Source organism: Natronomonas moolapensis 8.8.11, assembly GCF_000591055.1.
GTDB classification, from domain to species: Archaea; Halobacteriota; Halobacteria; order Halobacteriales; family Haloarculaceae; genus Natronomonas; species Natronomonas moolapensis.
The window spans coordinates 2,455,955-2,472,848 of record NC_020388.1; the positions used below are offsets into that span (position 1 = coordinate 2,455,955).

Annotated in this window: 16 protein-coding genes; 13 read left to right on the forward strand and 3 right to left on the reverse strand. The window is 69.0% G+C overall.

All coding sequences use genetic code 11. The annotated features are described in order from the left end of the window. Positions 1-5 precede the first annotated feature (5 nt). The 4 genes from hemC to NMLP_RS11880 all read left to right on the forward strand — a co-directional run bounded on the left by hemC (position 6) and on the right by NMLP_RS11880 (position 3,734). Entirely contained in the window at positions 6-1,079 is a 1,074-nt protein-coding gene (gene hemC / locus NMLP_RS11865; RefSeq protein WP_015410358.1) for a hydroxymethylbilane synthase, read from the forward strand. After that, on the forward strand, positions 1,076-1,849 hold the full coding sequence (gene cobA / locus NMLP_RS11870) for a uroporphyrinogen-III C-methyltransferase (protein ID WP_015410359.1): 774 nt from the start codon (positions 1,076-1,078) through the stop codon (positions 1,847-1,849). The genes hemC and cobA overlap by 4 nt, the downstream gene beginning before the upstream one ends. 61 nt (positions 1,850-1,910) lie before the next feature. After that, a complete protein-coding gene (locus NMLP_RS11875; protein ID WP_015410360.1) occupies positions 1,911-2,627 on the forward strand; it encodes a uroporphyrinogen-III synthase in 717 nt (238 codons plus the stop codon). Between the two features lie 81 nt (positions 2,628-2,708). Further along, a complete protein-coding gene (locus NMLP_RS11880) occupies positions 2,709-3,734 on the forward strand; it encodes an AAA family ATPase (protein ID WP_015410361.1) in 1,026 nt (341 codons plus the stop codon). A gap of 3 nt (positions 3,735-3,737) precedes the next feature. Here the strand turns inward: NMLP_RS11880 and NMLP_RS11885 are convergent, their stop codons facing one another. From NMLP_RS11885 to NMLP_RS11890, 3 genes are all read right to left on the reverse strand, one after another. Further along, a complete protein-coding gene (locus NMLP_RS11885; RefSeq protein ID WP_049926783.1) occupies positions 3,738-4,685 on the reverse strand; it encodes a methyltransferase domain-containing protein in 948 nt (315 codons plus the stop codon). Between the two features lie 851 nt (positions 4,686-5,536). Beyond that, entirely contained in the window at positions 5,537-5,677 is a 141-nt protein-coding gene (locus tag NMLP_RS15485) for a hypothetical protein (RefSeq protein WP_160169597.1), read from the reverse strand. 101 nt (positions 5,678-5,778) lie between these two features. Beyond that, on the reverse strand, positions 5,779-6,168 hold the full coding sequence (locus tag NMLP_RS11890) for a DUF2237 family protein (protein WP_015410364.1): 390 nt from the start codon (positions 6,166-6,168) through the stop codon (positions 5,779-5,781). A gap of 154 nt (positions 6,169-6,322) precedes the next feature. On the opposite strand from NMLP_RS11890, the gene NMLP_RS11895 reads away from it, so the two are divergent. The 9 genes from NMLP_RS11895 to thsA all read left to right on the forward strand — a co-directional run bounded on the left by NMLP_RS11895 (position 6,323) and on the right by thsA (position 16,793). Continuing rightward, positions 6,323-6,568: a sulfurtransferase TusA family protein gene (locus tag NMLP_RS11895; RefSeq protein ID WP_015410365.1), complete on the forward strand. Its 246-nt coding sequence runs from the start codon at positions 6,323-6,325 to the stop codon at positions 6,566-6,568. Next, a complete protein-coding gene (locus NMLP_RS11900; RefSeq protein ID WP_015410366.1) occupies positions 6,565-7,710 on the forward strand; it encodes an NAD(P)/FAD-dependent oxidoreductase in 1,146 nt (381 codons plus the stop codon). Before NMLP_RS11895 ends, NMLP_RS11900 begins: the two co-directional genes overlap by 4 nt. A 1-nt stretch (position 7,711) precedes the next feature. After that, on the forward strand, positions 7,712-8,395 hold the full coding sequence (locus NMLP_RS11905; RefSeq protein WP_015410367.1) for a DUF1641 domain-containing protein: 684 nt from the start codon (positions 7,712-7,714) through the stop codon (positions 8,393-8,395). A 147-nt stretch (positions 8,396-8,542) separates the two neighbouring features. Next, complete coding sequence (locus tag NMLP_RS15755) at positions 8,543-11,992, forward strand: PAS domain S-box protein (RefSeq protein WP_015410368.1); 3,450 nt, start codon at positions 8,543-8,545, stop codon at positions 11,990-11,992. Positions 11,993-12,053: 61 nt separating this feature from the next. After that, positions 12,054-12,566 carry a GNAT family N-acetyltransferase gene (locus tag NMLP_RS11915; protein WP_015410369.1) on the forward strand — a complete coding sequence of 171 codons (513 nt, stop codon included), beginning with the start codon at positions 12,054-12,056 and terminating at the stop codon, positions 12,564-12,566. 47 nt (positions 12,567-12,613) lie between these two features. Then, a complete protein-coding gene (locus NMLP_RS11920; RefSeq protein WP_015410370.1) occupies positions 12,614-13,999 on the forward strand; it encodes a cryptochrome/photolyase family protein in 1,386 nt (461 codons plus the stop codon). Then, positions 13,996-14,328, forward strand: a complete 333-nt coding sequence (locus NMLP_RS11925) for a hypothetical protein (RefSeq protein ID WP_015410371.1) — start codon at positions 13,996-13,998, stop codon at positions 14,326-14,328. Before NMLP_RS11920 ends, NMLP_RS11925 begins: the two co-directional genes overlap by 4 nt. A 46-nt stretch (positions 14,329-14,374) precedes the next feature. Then, positions 14,375-14,938 carry a KH domain-containing protein gene (locus NMLP_RS11930; protein ID WP_015410372.1) on the forward strand — a complete coding sequence of 188 codons (564 nt, stop codon included), beginning with the start codon at positions 14,375-14,377 and terminating at the stop codon, positions 14,936-14,938. A gap of 184 nt (positions 14,939-15,122) precedes the next feature. Beyond that, positions 15,123-16,793, forward strand: coding sequence for a thermosome subunit alpha (thsA, locus tag NMLP_RS11935; RefSeq protein ID WP_049926787.1), 1,671 nt, complete (start codon positions 15,123-15,125; stop codon positions 16,791-16,793). Positions 16,794-16,894: the final 101 nt, after the last annotated feature.

The window sequence follows — 16,894 nt, forward strand, 5'->3', positions numbered from 1 at the left end:
CCACTATGACAGAGACGATTCGGCTGGCGACCCGAGGGTCCGATCTCGCCCTGCGGCAGGCCCGGCGGGTCGCCGAGACCCTCGGAAGCCGCCGCCGGGACGTGGAGTTGGTCGAAGTCGAGACGACCGGCGACGCCGTCCGCGACGAGTTGATCCATCGCCTCGGAAAGACGGGCGCCTTCGTCAGGAGCCTCGACGAGAAGGTCCTCGACGGCGGCGTCGACGCCGCCGTCCACTCGATGAAGGACATGCCGACCGAGTTTCCCTCCGAACTCGTCGTCGCGGGCGTCCCCGAGCGCGCCGCCCCGGGCGACGTCCTCGTGACGCCCGGAGGAGTCGATCTCTCCGGCCTCCCGGACGGTGCGACGGTCGGAACGTCCAGCCTCCGGCGGAAGGCCCAATTGCTCGCCGGACGCCCCGATCTGGACGTCCAGCCGCTCCGCGGCAACGTCGACACGCGGGTCGAGAAGCTCCTCGCGCCGGGGGTTCAAGCCGAGTGGGACCGGCGGCTCGAGGCCGACGAGCGCGACGACGACGAGGAGGGCCTCTCGTACGAACGCCCGCCCGAGGCGTGGCGCGAGGCGCTCGCGGACGTCGAAAGACGCGCGATAGAGCGATCGGTCGAAACCGAGTTCGACGCCATCGTCCTCGCCGAGGCCGGGTTAGAGCGGATCGGGCTGCTCGATACGGTCGAGTACAGTCGGCTGTCGGCCCCGTTCGTCTCCGCGCCGGGCCAGGGTGCGCTGGCCGTGACGGCGCGCAACGGCGGCGTGGCGTCGACGATCCGGGCGGAACTCGATCACCCGCGAACCCGGGTCGAAACCACCGTCGAGCGGACGATACTCGGGACGCTCGGCGGCGGTTGTGTCGCCCCGATCGGGATCTACGCGGTCGTGCAAGGCGAGCACGTCCAGACGCGGGTCCGAGTGCTCGCACAGGACGGCACCGAGGAGATCGATGCGAGCCGGGACCTACCCGCCGAACACCACCCGGAAGCGGCCCGCGAGTTCGCCGAGGAGTTGGCCGAACAGGGCGCGAAGGACCTCATCGCCCGCGCGCGCAGCGAGGGTGGGGTATGACCGGGACGGTGTACCTCGTCGGCAGCGGGCCGGGCGATCCGGAGCTGTTGACGGTGAAGGCGAGGCGGCTCATCGAGGCGGCCGACGTCGTCCTCCACGACAAGCTTCCCGGCCCGGAGATCCTCGAGTCGATCCCGGAATCGAAACGCGAGGACGTCGGCAAGCGCGCCGGCGGGGAGTGGACGCCACAGGAGTACACGAACCGGCGGCTCGTCGAACTCGCCGAGGACGACAACGACGTGGTCCGTCTCAAGGGCGGTGACCCCTTCGTCTTCGGGCGGGGCGGCGAGGAGGCCCAACACCTCGCCGAAAACGGCATCGACTTCGAGTACGTCCCCGGCGTGACGAGCGCGATCGCCGGTCCCGGCGTCGCCGGAATCCCGGTCACCCATCGCGATTACGCCTCCTCGGTGTCGTTCGTCACGGGTCACGAGGACCCGACGAAAGACGAATCCGCGATCGACTGGGAGGCGTTGGCGGCGGCCGGCGGTACCATCGTCGTGTTGATGGGGGTCGGGAAGTTGCCGATGTATGCCGAAACCCTGCGCTCGGCCGGGATGGACCCCGAAACGCCGGTCGCGCTCGTCGAGCGGGCGACGTGGCCCGGCCAGCGCGTCGCCACGGGGACCCTTAAGACGATCGTCGGAGTGCGCGACGAACGGGGGATCGAACCACCCGCGATCACCGTGATCGGCGACGTCGCGGCCACGAGAGGCGACGTCGCGGCGTTTTTGCGGGGAAGGGCCGAGCCGGAGGGAGCGGACGAATGAACCGCATGTCGCGATATCAAATCGGTTCGGCGACGGGGATCGAAGCGATCGGGGCTCAGCGATGAGCCGCATCGCCTTCTTTCGGCCCGACGACGAGCGCGCCGCCTCGGCCGCGTCGTTCGTGCGCGAACTCGGGTACGAGCCGCTCTCGGACCCGATGCTGGCGGTCGAACCGACCGGGGAGACGCCGCGGTCGGACGCCGACTACACGGTCTTCACGAGCAAGACCGGTGCGGAACTCGTCGCCGACGCCGGCTGGCGGGCGGGCGGGGCAGTCGTCGCCATCGGGACGCCGACCGCGGGGGCGCTCGAGGCGACCGGGTACGCGGTCGATCGACTCCCCGGGGAGTTTTCTTCTTCTGGGCTCGTCGACGAACTCGCCCCCGATGCCCCGGGAGCGACTGTCGAGGTCGCCCGCTCGGATCACGGCTCGGCGGTCCTCCTCGAGGGATTGAACGACGCCGGCGCGTACGTCCACGAGACGGTGCTGTACCGGCTGGTGCGCCCGGAGGGGGCCGGGCGGTCGGCCGAAGCCGCCGCGCGCGGCGAGTTGGCGGGTGCGTGTTTTACCTCCTCGTTGACACTCGAGCACTTCCTGGCGGCCGCCGCGGAGCGTGGTGTCCGGGGCGCGGCGATCGAGGGGCTGAACGACGCGATAGTGGGCGCCATCGGCGAACCGACCGAGGCGACCGCCGAGTCGGCCGGCGTCGCCGTCGACGTCGTCCCCGAGACGGCGACGTTCGAGGCGCTGGCCGAGGCCGTCACGGAGCGGCTGTAGCGGGCACAACAGAGAAGGGCGAAACGGGGGGCGGCAACGCGGACAGGAGGGCTTTTCCCCGGCGCGGACCGACCCGCGTGTATGGACGCGCCGCTTTGGACGGACGAACACGCCCCGGAGCGCTCGGAACTTCCCCAATCGACGGTTCGGGAGCACCTACAGCGCGTGGCCGCCGAGCCGATGAACCTCGTCGTGTTCGGTCCCCGCGGCGCCGGCAAGACGGCTGCGGTCCGGGCGCTCGCTCGCGAGACCCACACGGACCCGGACAACGACTTCGTCGTCATCAACGTCGCGGACTTCTTCGACCGGACAAAAAAGGAGATCCGGAACGACGAGCGCTTCGAGGGCTTCCTAGAGGGGCGTTCGAGCCTCTCGAAGCGGGATATGATCGGCCACGTGCTGAAAGAGCAGGCCGCCTACCAGCCGGTGTCGGGGGAGTTCCGGACGATTCTCCTCGACAACGCCGAGGCGATCCGCGAGGACTTCCAACAGGCGCTGCGGCGGGTGATGGAAAAGCACTACGAGGCGACACAGTTCGTCATCGCTACCCGCCAGCCCTCGAAGCTCATCCCGCCGATCGAGTCGCGGTGTTTCCCGATTCCGGTTCGGGCGCCGACCCACGCCGAGACCGTCGAGGTGCTCGAACGGATCGTCACCCGCGAGGGCGTCGAGTACGACGCCGACGGCCTCGAGTACGTCGCGGGCTACGGCGACGGGAACCTCCGGACGGCGATCCTGGGCGCGCAGACCGCCGCCGAGGAGGAGGGCGCGGTGACGATGGAAGCCGCCTACGAGGCGCTGGGCGACGTCGGGCTCCGCGAAGAACTCGAGTCGATCCTCGCGGCCGCCGACGGGGGGGCCTTCGAGGACGCCAGAGGCGACCTCGACGACCTGTTGTACGAGGCGGGCTACGAGGGCGGGGAGATACTCGAGGCGCTGCTCGAGGCCGCCCGGAGCCGGTACAGCGGCGACGAACTGGCGTCGATCCACGCGCTCGCGGGCGAGGTCGAGTTCGGGATGGCCGACGGGACGTCCGATCGCGTCCACCTGTCGCGGCTGCTCGCGGAGCTGGGCCGCGTAGAGGAGGGGCCGCCGCAGCGGCGATAGCGACTACGTCAGGACGTGGACGTAGCGGGTCAGGGAGGCGTGGACCCGACGGTCGAACCGATCCGCGACACTCCAGCCGGCCGCCTCGGCGGCGTCGCTCCAGACCCGATCGCCAACCAGCACCGCCCGCGGGGCGACCCGGCGGAGCTCCGAGAGCGTCCCGCCGACGAGCGCCGAAAGGGAGCCGCCCGCGACCTTCGATTGGCGGCCGTAGGGGGCGTCCAGCACCGCGCCGTCGACGCTGTCGTCGGCGAGGGGCAACCGGGTGGCGTCGCCGCGGAGGACCGATCCCTCCCCGAGGTAGGCCGCGAGGTTGCGTTCGGTCCCCCGGACCATCTTCGCCTGGGCGTCGACGCCGACGACGCTCGCGCCCGCGAGGCCGGCCTCGACGAGGATGCCGCCGGTGCCGCACATCGGGTCGAGGATCCGGGCTCCGGGCGCGGCACCGGCGATGTTCGCGAGCGCGCGGGCGTCCATCGGCGCCATGCTCCCCGGCTGGAAGAAGGGCTTTTTCGTCGGCTTCCGGGCGGCAAACTCCCGTTCGGGTTCGGTTTCGAGCCACCCGAGCGCCGCCAGCCCCGACGAGAACAGCGCCAGAAGGGTGTGATCGGGGGTCTCGAGGTCGACGTCGAAGCCCCGGTCGACGAGACGACTCCCGAGGCGGCGCTCTACGGCCTGGGTGTCAATCCCCGCGAGCCCCCGGACGTCGCGCGCCCTGACGGCGATCGAACCGGCCCGGTCGCGGCCGGCGGTTCGGGCGAGCGCGCTCGCCGCCTCGACGTCGGGAGCGCAGGTCCCGACCAGCCGGCAGATCCGGCGGGTGTAGGCGAGGGCCTCGGGGGCCTCGACCCCGCGAGCGGTGGCGATCCCCGGCGCGACGAGGTCGACGGCCGAACAGCGGCTCTCGGCCTCCCGGACCGCGAAGGCGTCGTCCTCGCCGGCCAACTCCAGCAGGTACACGCCCGGAGGTGGCCGCCCGCGGGAAATAAACGGCCCGATCGGGTCCGGTCGGGGTCGTCGGAGCGTCCAGTCAGATCAGCCGGAGCGTCCGGTCGGGTTCGCCGGAGCGTCCAGTCAGATCAGCCGGAGCGTCCGGGACCGATTCGACGCGGTATATATATGCACCGGAGCGGCCGCGACTGAGATATTTATAAATGAATGGCGTCGCTGATCGCATCCCCTCCCACGGTGCGGTGGCGCGCGCTCGGAGCCGTGGCCGAGCGGCGGGCGGCGAGCGACGCGAGCCGCCCCGCCCGAGGGCCGGCGCGAACCCACGTGCGAGGGCTTCGCGAACGGAGTGAGCGACGGCTCGATAGAGCTCGCTCTATCGGCGGACGACCGGCGGGCCCCGAGACGAACGGAGTGAGTCGAAGGGTCGCCGGGAGTCGGTTGGGGAGGCGTGTGGCTGTCGGAGACGGCCGGAGGACCCACGATTCGACCGAGGGACGCACGAGCGCGGTCGGGGGTTTATAAATTCGATTTCGAGTAATTATAAAACAGGTTCCGTGGATATATGAACCAGATCCGAGTTTATACCTCAACTCCGTTTTTATATCTCAGCTCCGTTTTTATAACCCAACTCTGTTTTTATATACTATGTACGGGTGTTTATATACCCGATCGATCAAAAGAGGGGCGAACCCACGAAGACGACCCTCGGCGGCGAACCGCGGGACGGACCGTCCACCCGAGACGACGCGCTATAGTAACCATCGCAAGCGATTACACATCGATCGCACTGCCATCGTGCGATCGAGTGTGCAGTGTCTTCCGATCGCTACTATACCCGACCGAGCCACGACTCACCCGCGCTGGCGATCGTAGAGCGTGACGTAGTGGTCGCTGTATCGAGCCTCGTGTTCTTTCGCGCGCTCGTGGGCGGTCACGCAGTCGTCGAGCCGTCGCTCGAGGCCGCAGTCGTTGCACTCGATCTTGCATGGCATGTGTCGGCGTATGTCACGGACGATAATAAATGTCGGCGGGGCCGCGAGCTTCCATATATAAAAGCGCCGAGCCGGCAAAACGCGGCCGGTTCCGCGAGCGCCTACGCGTCGTAGGCGTGGGCCTCGAGCGTCGTCAACTCGACGGTGTCGAGGACGGCCTCGTTCGTCGCCTCGAGGACGACGGACGGAACGGTCGTCTCCGGGAGCCGCTGTTCGCGCGTCGCGTCGAGGGCTTCGATCCAGCGGCCCAAACAGAGACACCACCGATCGCCCGGTTCGAGCCCGGGGAACTGCAGCTCCGGCCGCGGGGTCGTCAGGTCGTTGCCGCGCGCCTTGCTGAACGCCAGGAAGTCCTCGGTCATCACCGCACAGAGCTCGTGGCGGCCGCGGTCGCCGGGGTGGGTGCCACAGCAGCCGTCGCGCTCGAACCCGGTAGTCGGGTCGGTGCTACAGGGTTCGAGGGGGTCGCCGAGGACGTTGGTATCGGGCATACGAGTCGAAGGCGTCGAAGGAACAAAAAGGCCGCCCCGAGGGACGTCGCGGGCGGGAACGGCGTGGTCTGGGGTCCGAGTGCCGACCTCGTGACGTAGTGTATTGAAACGAACACACAATATTAAGTCGGTCGGATACGAACGATTGTGGACGATGACACCACAGACAGAACTCGGAGCCGACGTGACAGTCGACTCGCGGGGGGCTGGCTGTCCCGGCCCGTTGATGGGTCTCGTCGGGGAGGTCCACAACGCAGAACAGGGGGCCGTCGTGCGGTTGTTGAGCGACAACGAGCGATCGCTCGGCGACGTCCCCGGGTGGGCCGAGGAGGCCGGCAACGACCTCGCCGGCGTCGTTGATGGGAAAAAACACCACGGATTTTATTTGGAGAAAGTATGAGCGAACACGTCGTCATTCTCGGCGGCGGCACCGGCGGTTCGGTGCTGGCCAACGACCTCGCGGAGCGGCTCGAACCGGAACTGGAGGCCGACGAGGTCCGGGTGACGATGCTCAACGACGGGCCCGATCACGTCTACAAGCCAGTGTGGCTCTACGTCCCCTTCGGGTTGCGCGAACCCGAAGACGGCCGCCGGCCGCTCGCCGACCTCGTCGACGACCGGGTCGACGTCCGGGAGGCGCGCGTGACCGAAATCGACACCGACGCGGAGGCGTTGAGGTGTCGGGACAGCCACCGCCCGGTCGAGTACGACCACCTCGTGATCGCGACGGGGTCGACGCTCGCGCCCGGGGAGGTCCCCGGCCTCGAGGCGGGCGGGCACAACTACTACAGCGAATCGGGCGCGGAAGCGCTCCGCGATGCGCTTTTGTCATTCGAGTCGGGGCATCTGGTTCTCTCGGTCGTGGGATCGCCGCACATGTGCCCGGCCGCGCCGCTGGAGTTCGCGTTCATGGCCGACGATTGGTTCCGGACACGCGGGCTTCGGGAGGACGTCGACATCACCTACACCTATCCGGTCGGGCGCACCCACGGCAACCCACACATCGCCGAGTGGGCCACACCGCTGTTCGAGGAGCGCGGAATCGGCGTCGAGACGTCGTTCAACGCCGAGTCGGTGGACCCGGAAGCGGGGACGATCACCTCGATGGAGGGGACCGAGTTGGAGTACGACCTCCTCGTGTCGATCCCGCCGCACCGCGGCGTCGACGTCGTCGCCGAGACCGACCTCGGCGAGCGAGGCTGGGTCGACGTCGACAAACACACCCTCGAAGCCGAGGCGGCCGAGGACGTCTACGCCCTCGGCGACGCGGCCACGACCGGCGTGCCGAAGGCCGGCAGCGTCGCCCACTACCAGGCGGGCGTCCTCGCACAGCGGCTCGCCAGCCGGATCCGGGGGCGCCCCGCGACGGCGACGTACGACGGCAAGACGCTGTGTTTCATCGAGACCGGGATGGACGCGGCGTCGTTCGTCGAGTTCGACTACGAGACCCCGCCGTCGCCCGCGCCGCCCTCGGAGAAGCTCCACTGGTCGAAGCTGGCGTACAACGAGTCCTACTGGCTGACCGCACGGGGGCTGCTCTGAGATGGCCGAGAACGAGACGGCGGGCGACCCCGCCGACGTCGAGGCTACCGACGCGACGGCGGATCGGGAAACGGACGCGACGGCGGCCCTCGAGGCGGCGATCGAGGAAAACCCCGAGGCCGTCGCCGAGTTCGTCCGCCGGCTGGACGCGGTCAACGAGTTGCTCGACGTGCTCTCCCTCGGCGAGGACGCGCTGACAGACGAGATGATCCGGGAGGTCGCCGGGACGACCGCGACGCTCGCCGAATCCGCCGACGGGCTCGCGACAGAGGGGACGGTCGGGCTGGCCGAAACCGTCGGCGAGAACGGCGCGGAACTCGAGGCCGCCCTCGAGTCGGTACTCGAGCTTCAGCGGACCGGCGTCCTCGACGAACTCGTCGAACTCGGCGGCGTCGCGTCGCTTCTGAGTTCGGCGCTCGACGACGAGATGGTCGCCTCGCTGGCGTCGACGGGGTCGTCGCTGGGCGAGATCGCCGACACCGCGGCCGAGGCGGACGCCCGCGACGGGATCGAGACGACGCTGGAGGGCCTCGCCGCGGCCGAGTCGGAGCCGCCCGAGCGGGTCGGCCCGGTCGGGGTGGTTCGGGCCGCGCGGGACCCGGAGGTCCAGTACGGCCTCGGCTACGTCCTCGCGATCGCCCGCGCGATCGGTCGCTCGCGGTCGACGGATGACGGGCCGCCGTAGGCTCGCTCGAAGCCGGCGTGCCGGTGGCGGTCGGAGGTCCTGGAGGTGGACCGACGGAACGGCCGGAACGCCGGGGATCCCCGGCCGCCGGCGTCCAGACATACTTATCATCCCATGCGCCCATAGTGGCCGATAGCCAGTGATCCGATGACCGACGCCAGCGAGTCGATACGGGTGCTCCACGTCGACGACGAGCCGGGGTTCGCCGCCGTCGCCGCCGATTGCCTCCAGCGCGAGTCCGGGCGGCTGGCCGTCGAGACCGCAGAGGGGACCGACGAGGGAATCACGCACCTGCGCGATCACCGGGTCGACTGCATCGTCTCGGATTACGACATGCCCGGCGAGGACGGCATCGAGTTCCTCGAGCGAGTCCGGGGGGTCGATCCCGATCTCCCGTTCGTTCTCTTTACCGGCAAGGGCAGCGAGGAGATCGCCAGCGACGCCATCTCGGCCGGGGTGACCGAGTACCTCCAGAAGGAGACCGGAACCGGCCAGTACGCCGTCCTCGCGAACCGGATCGAAAACGCCGTCGAGCAGTACCGAACGAAACACGAGATCGAGGCCAGTCAAAAACGGCTCTCGCTTTTCATCGAGCAGTCGCCGCTCGGGGTGTTGGAGTACAACGAGGACTTCGAGATCGTCCGCCTGAACGAGCGCGGCGAGGAGATCCTCGGCTACGCTGAGGCGGAACTCCAGGGGCACACGTGGCAAAAGCTCGTCACCGAGGACAGCCACGAGGACGTCGCGGCGATCGCCGACGAGCTCGCCAACGCCGAAGGGGGGTATCACAGCGTCGACGAGAACGTCCGCAAGGACGGCGAAACGATCGTGTGTGAGTGGCACAACCGCGTCGTCACCGACGACGACGGCGAGGTCGTCGCGGTCTTCTCGCAGTTTCAGGACGTCACCGACCGCCGGAACCGCGAGGAACGGCTCCGGCGGACGACCGCCCGCCTCGAGGCGCTGTTCGAGAACTCCCCGGACGGGATCAACGTCCACGACGCCGAGGGGACGATCGTCGACGTGAACCCACAGCTGTGCGAGCAGACGGGCTACGGCGAGTCGGAGCTGGTCGGCATGAAGGTCTGGGACGTCGACGCGAGGGCCGACCCCGAGGGGGCCACCGGGGTCTGGGCGGGGATGTCAGTCGGCGACCGCCACGAGACCGAGACGCGATACCGCCGGGCCGACGGAACGACGTTCCCGGTCGAAGTGCACGTCAGACGGCTCAGCATCGACGGCGAGGAGCGCTTCGTCGCGATCAGCCGCGACATCACCGAGCGCCGGCAGCGCGAGGCCGAGCGCGAACGGGTCGAGACGAGTCGCCGGGAGATACACCGCATCACGGCGTCGGCCGACGTCGACGCCGACGCGAGGATCGAGCGGCTACTCGACGTCGGCCGTGACACCCTCGGCGTGGCGAACGCCCACGTCGCGGAGGTCGACTGCGACGCGAACCGCCACGAGGTCACGGTGGCGTCGGGGTCGGGGCTTGCCGAGGCCGGAGCCGAGCGCGCGCTCTCGGAGACGTTCTGTGCGGCGACAGTCGAGACCGAGGGCGTACTCGATGTCTCAGCGACGGAACTACCGGACGACAGCGACCACAGGAGTGGTCTCGAGCAGTGGGGGATCGGCTACTACGTCGGCGCGAAACTCGTCGTCGACGGCGAACTCTTCGGGACGGTGTGTTTCGTCGACCGCGACCCCCACGAGCGGTCGCTGACGGAGGACGAACGGGCGCTCGTCGAGCTCCTCGCCCAGTGTGTGAGCCACGTCATCGAGCGCGCGGCCGACCGCCGGGAGCGGGACGCGATCCTCGATCGGGTGACCGACGCGGTGGTGGCGGTCGACGACGGGTGGTACGTTCAGTACGCCAACGAGCGCGGCTGGGCGTTCCTCCGGGGGGCCGGCGACGCGGGCGAGGAGGCCGGCGGCGGGGCGGAGCACGGCAACGGGACCGGCGACGAGGTTCGTGGCGTCTGTCTCTGGGAGGCGCTGCCGGAAGCCGCCGGAACGGGCTTTCGGGCGGCGTGTCTCGACGCCATGTCCGAACAGCGCCCGGCCTCGTTTCGGGGGTACTACCCGCCCAGGGAGCGCTGGCTCGACGTCCGGGCGTACCCCTCCGAGACGGGCGTATCGGTGTACATCCGAGACGAGACGACCGAGCGCCGACGCGAAGAGCAGATCGTCGAGCGCCAGCGGACCATCCGGGAGATTTACGAGGCGATCTCCGACGCCGACACACCGTTCGAACGGACGGTCGAGCATCTGATCGACATCGGCCGCCGCGTCGTCGGCACGGAGTACGGCTCGCTCTCGCGGGTCGAGGGCGAGGAGTACATTTTCGAGGTCGTCAGGGGTGGGAACGAGGACGGACACGAAGACGAGGACGGGAACGAGGACGGACACGAAGACGAGGACGGGAACGAGGACGGACACGAAGACGAGGACGGGAACGAGGACGGACACGAAGACGAGGACGGGAACGGAGACGGACACGAAGACGAGGACGGGAACGAGGACGGGGACGGGGGCATAGAACCCGGCGGGGTCGTCGACCTCGGCGCGACGAACTGCGAGCGGACGGTTCGGAACCGACGCTCGGTCGTGTTGGCCGACATCGCCGCGGACGCGCCCGAACTCACCGACCGGGCCGGCTACACGGAGTGGGGCGTCTCCTGTTATATCGGGACGCCGGTCATCGTCGAGGACTCGGTGTACGGCACGTTCTGTTTTTACGACACCGAGCGGCGCGAGGAGCCGTTCTCGGAGTGGGAGGTCGCGGTCGTCGACCTGATGGGCAAGTGGATCGGGTACGAACTCCGCCGCCGGCGCACCGAGACCCGCCTCCGCCGACAGAACGAACGCCTCGAGGAGTTCGCGAGCGTCGTCAGCCACGACCTCCGGAACCCCCTGGGCGTGGCCGCGGGCAACCTCGAGTTGGCTCGCGAGGAGTGCAACAGCGACCGCCTCGACGCGGTCGGCGACGCGATCGACCGCATGGAGACGCTGATCGAGAACCTGCTCGCGCTCGCTCGGGAGGGCGAGGCGGTCTCCGAGCGCGAGCCCGTCGACCTCGCGGCAGCCGCGAGGCGACACTGGAAGCGCGTCGAGACGGCGGACGCGAGACTGGTCGTCGACGTCGACCGTCGGGTCGGGGCCGACCCGAGCCGACTGGCACAGCTCTTCGAGAACCTCTTTCGGAACGCGGTCGAGCACGGTGGCCCCGAGGTGACGGTCCGGATCGGCGACCTCGACGGGGGGTTCTTCGTCGCCGACGACGGTCCCGGTGTCCCCGAGGCCGACCGCAAGCGCGTCTTCGAGGCGGGCTACTCCGACGCCGACGGGACCGGGTTCGGGCTGGCGATCGTCGAGAGGATCGTCGCCGCCCACGGCTGGGCGGTCAGCGTCGGCGTGTCCGAGACCGGCGGGGCGCGCTTCGAAATCACGGGGATCGACGAAGCCGTGACTGCGGACGGGGGCGCGGAGAGGGAGACCGACGCGGGCGCCGACGCGGAGGGGGGTTCGGACACGGAGCTGGATTCGAGCAGCGACGCGGGGGCGGACGACGACCCGAACGCCGGATCCACCCTGTGAGACGGCGTCCCGGCGCGGCCGAACCCGAGGCTTCTTTCGGGCGAGTCGCGTACCCGCGGCCATGACGGTATCCGTTCGCGAGGCGACGGCGGCGGACGTCGAGGCGATCCGCGCGGTCGCGGAGGACGCGTGGTACGCCGCGTTGGGCGGCGCGCTCGACCCCGCCGAGATCGCGGGCGCGCTCGAGACGTACTACGACCCCGAGGTCGTGACCGCGGGGATCGAAAGCGACGCCATCGCCTTCTACGTCGCGTCGGTCGACGGCGCGGTCTGCGGCTTCACGAGCGCCGAGCGGACGTGGGCCGACGAAGTCGAACTCCACACGATCTACGTCCATCCCGACCGGTGGGGCGAGGGGATCGGTTCGGCGCTCCTCGATCGGGCCGAGACGTGGGCCAGAGGGGAGGGCGTCGACCGGGTCGCCTGCGGCGTCCTCGCCGGCAACGCCGTCGGGATCGGCTTCCTCGAGGCGGTCGGCTTCGAGCGGGGGCGGGCGACCGAGGCCGAGATCGTCGGGACGACGTACGAGGAGTACGAGTACGAGTACAATCTGCGGGCGGAGGCGGAGGCGTAGGCTGCCGTCTGCCGAAGGCATTAGCCGCCGCCGGACGAACGTATCGTATGCAGCTATTCTGGCACCGCCGAGATCCGAGAACACGCGACAACGCCGGGCTCGCGGCCGCCGCGCGGTCGGGGACGGTCGTTCCGGTGTTCGTGTACGACAGCGGCCTCCTGAAGACGATGGGGGCCAGACAGCGGGCGCTGTACCTCCGGCACGTCAAGGCGCTCGAAGGTCGCTACCGCGAACTCGACAGCGACCTCATCGTCCGGGCGGGCGACCCCGAGGAGGTCCTCGTCGACCTCGCGACGGAGTACGACGCCGACACCGTTTTTTATAATACGCACTACCGCGCGGCGCGGCGGAACCGACAGCGGGCCGTCGAGGACGCGCTCGCGGCCGCCGGCGTCGGGACCGACGCGCGGACGGACCTCGTGTTGGTCGGCCCCGAGAAATTAGAGCGGTCCTACCCGAACCACAGCCAGTTCCACGACGACTGGGAGGCGATGCCCAAGCGGGGACCGTACGCCGAACCCGACGCCGACGCCCTCGCGGCGGTCAGCGACGGGACGACCGTTCCGGAGCCCGAGGTCGACGTCGAGTTGCCCGCGGTCGGCTACCGCGGCGCCCGCGATCGCCTCGATACGTTCGTCGATCACGGGATCACCTCGTACAACGACACCCGGGACGACCTGCGGGCGGCTGTCGAGGAGCCGACCCACGCCGTCTCGCGGCTGTCGCCGTACCTCGCGACCGGGGCGATCGGGATCCGCGAGGTGTGGGCGACCGCCAGCGACGTCTACGACGCCGTCCACGGCGGGGAGCGCCGGAACGTCGACAAGTACAGATACGAGCTGTCCTGGCGCGAGCAGATGTATCACCTGCTGTACTACAACCCGGACCTCGCGGTGTCGAACTACACGTCGTTCCCGAACGAGATCGAGTGGCGCGACGACGACGCGGCCTTCGAGGCGTGGACCCGCGGCGAGACCGGCTACCCGCTCGTCGACGCCGGCATGCGGCAACTGAACCGGGAGGGGTACGTCCACAACCGCCCGCGGCAGGTCGTGGCGAGCTTTCTGACGAAACACCTCCTGATCGACTGGCGCCGCGGCGCGCGGTACTTCACGAAACAGCTGCTCGATCACGACTACGCCTCGAACCACGGCGGGTGGCAGTGGATCGCCTCCACCGGCACCGACTCCGTCGACGTGCGGATCTTCGACCCCGTGAGTCAGGCGAGCAAGTACGACGAGGGGGCGACGTACATCCGCGAGTACGTGCCGGAACTCGAGGGCGTGCCGACGGAGACGGTGATCGAGTGGCCGACGCTTTCCCGGGAGGAACGGGCCTCGTTGGCCCCCGAGTACGCCCACCCGATCGTCGACCGCAACGAGGGGTACGAGCGGGCACAGCGGGTCTTCGAGCGTGCGCTCGGAAAGCGGTGAACCACGTACCGGACGACGCCGTCGACGCGATCGACGCCTTCGGCGAGGGAATCCTCTACGGGGCGCCGCCGCCGGTCAGCGAGCGCCTCCGGTCGGACCTCCGGCTCCGGATTGCGGCCCCCGACGGCGGCCGGAGCGCGCCGTGTCGGTTCGAGACCGAGCACGCACGGGCGCCGGAAACGCTCCGGGAACGCGGGTCGTTCGTCCGGACGATCGTCGACGGGATCGACGACCGACTGGCGGCGTGGGGGATCCAGACGCCCGAGACCTATCGGCACGCGGCGACCGTCGACGGCACACATCGCTACGAGGGGACGCTCGAGTGGTAGCGGCGTCGAAGCGTATGCTTAAAAGTGCGGATCACGAAACGGGCGTATGAAACACGTCACGGTTCCGAACGACCGGATCGGCGTCCTGATCGGAGAGGGGGGTGAGACGATGCGCGACATCGAAGCGCGCGCGGAGGTCCGCCTCGATATCGACTCCGAGACGGGGTCGGTCCGCGTCGAGTCCGTGGGCGACCCGATCGTCGGGCTGAACGGTCCCGACATCGTGAAGGCGATCGGTCGCGGGTTCGCCCCCGAGGACGCCTTCCGGCTGCTCGAGGACGACATGCAGATGTTCGAGCTGGTCGACATCGAGGCCGCCACGCGGAACAAAAAGGACCTCCGCCGCAAGAAGGGCCGGCTCATCGGCGAGGACGGCCGGACCCGCGAGTTGATGGCCGAACTCAGCGGCGCGGACGTCGTCGTTTACGGGACGACCCTCGGGATCATCGGCTCGCCCGAGCAGGTCGACGCGGTCCGCAGCGCCGCCGAGATGATCCTCGACGGCGCGCCCCACGGCGCGGTGTACGCCTTCCTCGAGCGCCGCCACAACGAGATGCGCTCGAACGACATCGAGTACCACGAGTTCGCCGACGGCTCGCGGTCGGTGTAGCGACGGCCGACCGAAACCGTCGGAGGGCGCGCCGAACCCCCGAACCGCAGAAAGGCTATATATAAATCCTTCGTGCGGAGAGTTCACACGGCCATCGTCGGCCCGTCCGGCGGTTTTTCTCCCCCAGTTCAGAAAGATTTATATAGAACCGTAGACAATCATTCGGACGACTATGAGCCAACAGATGGGCAACCAGCCGATGATCGTCCTCTCCGAGGAGAGCCAGCGCACCTCCGGGCAGGACGCCCAGTCGATGAACATCACGGCCGGGAAAGCGGTCGCCGAGTCCGTACGCACGACGCTCGGCCCGAAGGGGATGGACAAGATGCTCGTCGACTCGACGGGCAACGTCGTCGTCACGAACGACGGCGTCACCATCCTCGGCGAGATGGACATCGAACACCCCGCGGCGAACATGATCGTCGAGGTCGCCGAGACCCAAGAAGAAGAGGTCGGCGACGGGACGACCTCGAGCGTCGTCGTGGCCGGCGAACTCCTCTCGCAGGCCGAGGACCTCCTCGAACAGGACATCCACGCGACGGTGCTCGCACAGGGGTACCGTCAGGCCGCCGCCGAGGCCAAGGAGATCCTGGACGACATCGCCGTCGACGTCGATTCGGAGGACACCGAGATCCTCGAGTCCATCGCCTCGACGGCGATGACCGGCAAGGGTGCGGAGAACTCCAAGGACCTGTTGTCCCGGCTCGTCGTCGATTCGGTGCTCGCGGTCGCCGACGACGACGGCGTCGATACGGACAACATCAAAGTCGAGAAGGTCGTCGGCGGGGCCGTCGACGAGTCCGAACTCGTCGAGGGCGTCCTCGTCGGCAAGGAGCGCGTCCACGACAACATGCCCGCCCTCGTCGAGGACGCCGACATCGCGTTGCTCGACACGGCCATCGAGGTCAAAGAGACCGAGATCGACGCCGAGGTCAACGTCACCGACCCCGACCAACTCGAGCAGTTCCTCGAGCAGGAAGAAAAACAGCTCCGCGAGATGGTCGACCAGCTCGAAGCGGTCGGCGCGGACGTCGTCTTCTGTCAGAAGGGCATCGACGACATGGCCCAACACTACCTCGCCCAGGAGGGCATCCTCGCCGTCCGGCGCGCCAAGAAGTCCGATATGAAGGCGCTGGCGCGCTCGACCGGCGGCCGCGTCGTCTCCAACATCGACGACATCACCGCCGAGGACCTCGGCTTCGCCGGCTCCGTCACGCAAAAACCCATCGCGGGCGACGAGAAGATCTTCGTCGAGGACGTCGAGGAGGCCAAAGCAGTCACGCTCATCCTCCGCGGCGGCACCGAACACGTCGTCGACGAGATCGAACGCGCCGTCGAGGACAGCCTCGGCGTCGTGCGCACGACCCTAGATGAGGGCCAGGTCCTCCCCGGTGGCGGCGCCCCCGAGATCGCCCTGGCGCTCGGCCTGCGTGACTTCGCGGACTCCGTCGAGGGCCGCGAACAGCTCGCCATCGAGGCCTTCGCGGACGCGGTCGACGTGATCCCGCGGACGCTCGCCGAGAACGCCGGTCTCGACCCCATCGACTCGCTGGTCGAACTCCGCAGCCGGCAATCCGACGACAGCACCGCCGGTCTCGACGCCTACACCGGCGACGTCATCGACATGGAGGAGGAGGGCGTCGTCGAGCCGCTCCGCGTGAAGACTCAGGCCATCGAGTCCGCCACCGAGGCGGCCGTGATGATCCTCCGCATCGACGATGTCATCGCCGCGGGCGACCTCAAGGGCGGCTCCAGCGATGACGACGACGACGACGCGCCCGGCGGCCCCGGCGGCCCCGGCGGCATGGGCGGCGGCATGGGCGGCATGGGCGGCGGCATGGGCGGGATGATGTAAGCCCTGTTCGGCACGCACCCACGGCCCACCCGAACCGTCCGATCGAGCGACTTTTTATACTGTCCCGTAGTGGCCACTCAGAGGTAGAACGCGAGCGTGCG

Coding starts and splice junctions, on each gene's coding strand:
- hemC (WP_015410358.1), top strand. CDS start 6: ATGACAGAGACGATTCGGCTGGCGACCCGAGGGTCCGATCTCGCCCTG.
- cobA (WP_015410359.1), top strand. CDS start 1,076: ATGACCGGGACGGTGTACCTCGTCGGCAGCGGGCCGGGCGATCCGGAG.
- NMLP_RS11875 (WP_015410360.1), top strand. CDS start 1,911: ATGAGCCGCATCGCCTTCTTTCGGCCCGACGACGAGCGCGCCGCCTCG.
- NMLP_RS11880 (WP_015410361.1), top strand. CDS start 2,709: ATGGACGCGCCGCTTTGGACGGACGAACACGCCCCGGAGCGCTCGGAA.
- NMLP_RS15485 (WP_160169597.1), bottom strand. CDS start 5,677: ATGCCATGCAAGATCGAGTGCAACGACTGCGGCCTCGAGCGACGGCTC.
- NMLP_RS11890 (WP_015410364.1), bottom strand. CDS start 6,168: ATGCCCGATACCAACGTCCTCGGCGACCCCCTCGAACCCTGTAGCACC.
- NMLP_RS11895 (WP_015410365.1), top strand. CDS start 6,323: ATGACACCACAGACAGAACTCGGAGCCGACGTGACAGTCGACTCGCGG.
- NMLP_RS11900 (WP_015410366.1), top strand. CDS start 6,565: ATGAGCGAACACGTCGTCATTCTCGGCGGCGGCACCGGCGGTTCGGTG.
- NMLP_RS11905 (WP_015410367.1), top strand. CDS start 7,712: ATGGCCGAGAACGAGACGGCGGGCGACCCCGCCGACGTCGAGGCTACC.
- NMLP_RS15755 (WP_015410368.1), top strand. CDS start 8,543: ATGACCGACGCCAGCGAGTCGATACGGGTGCTCCACGTCGACGACGAG.
- NMLP_RS11915 (WP_015410369.1), top strand. CDS start 12,054: ATGACGGTATCCGTTCGCGAGGCGACGGCGGCGGACGTCGAGGCGATC.
- NMLP_RS11920 (WP_015410370.1), top strand. CDS start 12,614: ATGCAGCTATTCTGGCACCGCCGAGATCCGAGAACACGCGACAACGCC.
- NMLP_RS11930 (WP_015410372.1), top strand. CDS start 14,375: ATGAAACACGTCACGGTTCCGAACGACCGGATCGGCGTCCTGATCGGA.
- thsA (WP_049926787.1), top strand. CDS start 15,123: ATGGGCAACCAGCCGATGATCGTCCTCTCCGAGGAGAGCCAGCGCACC.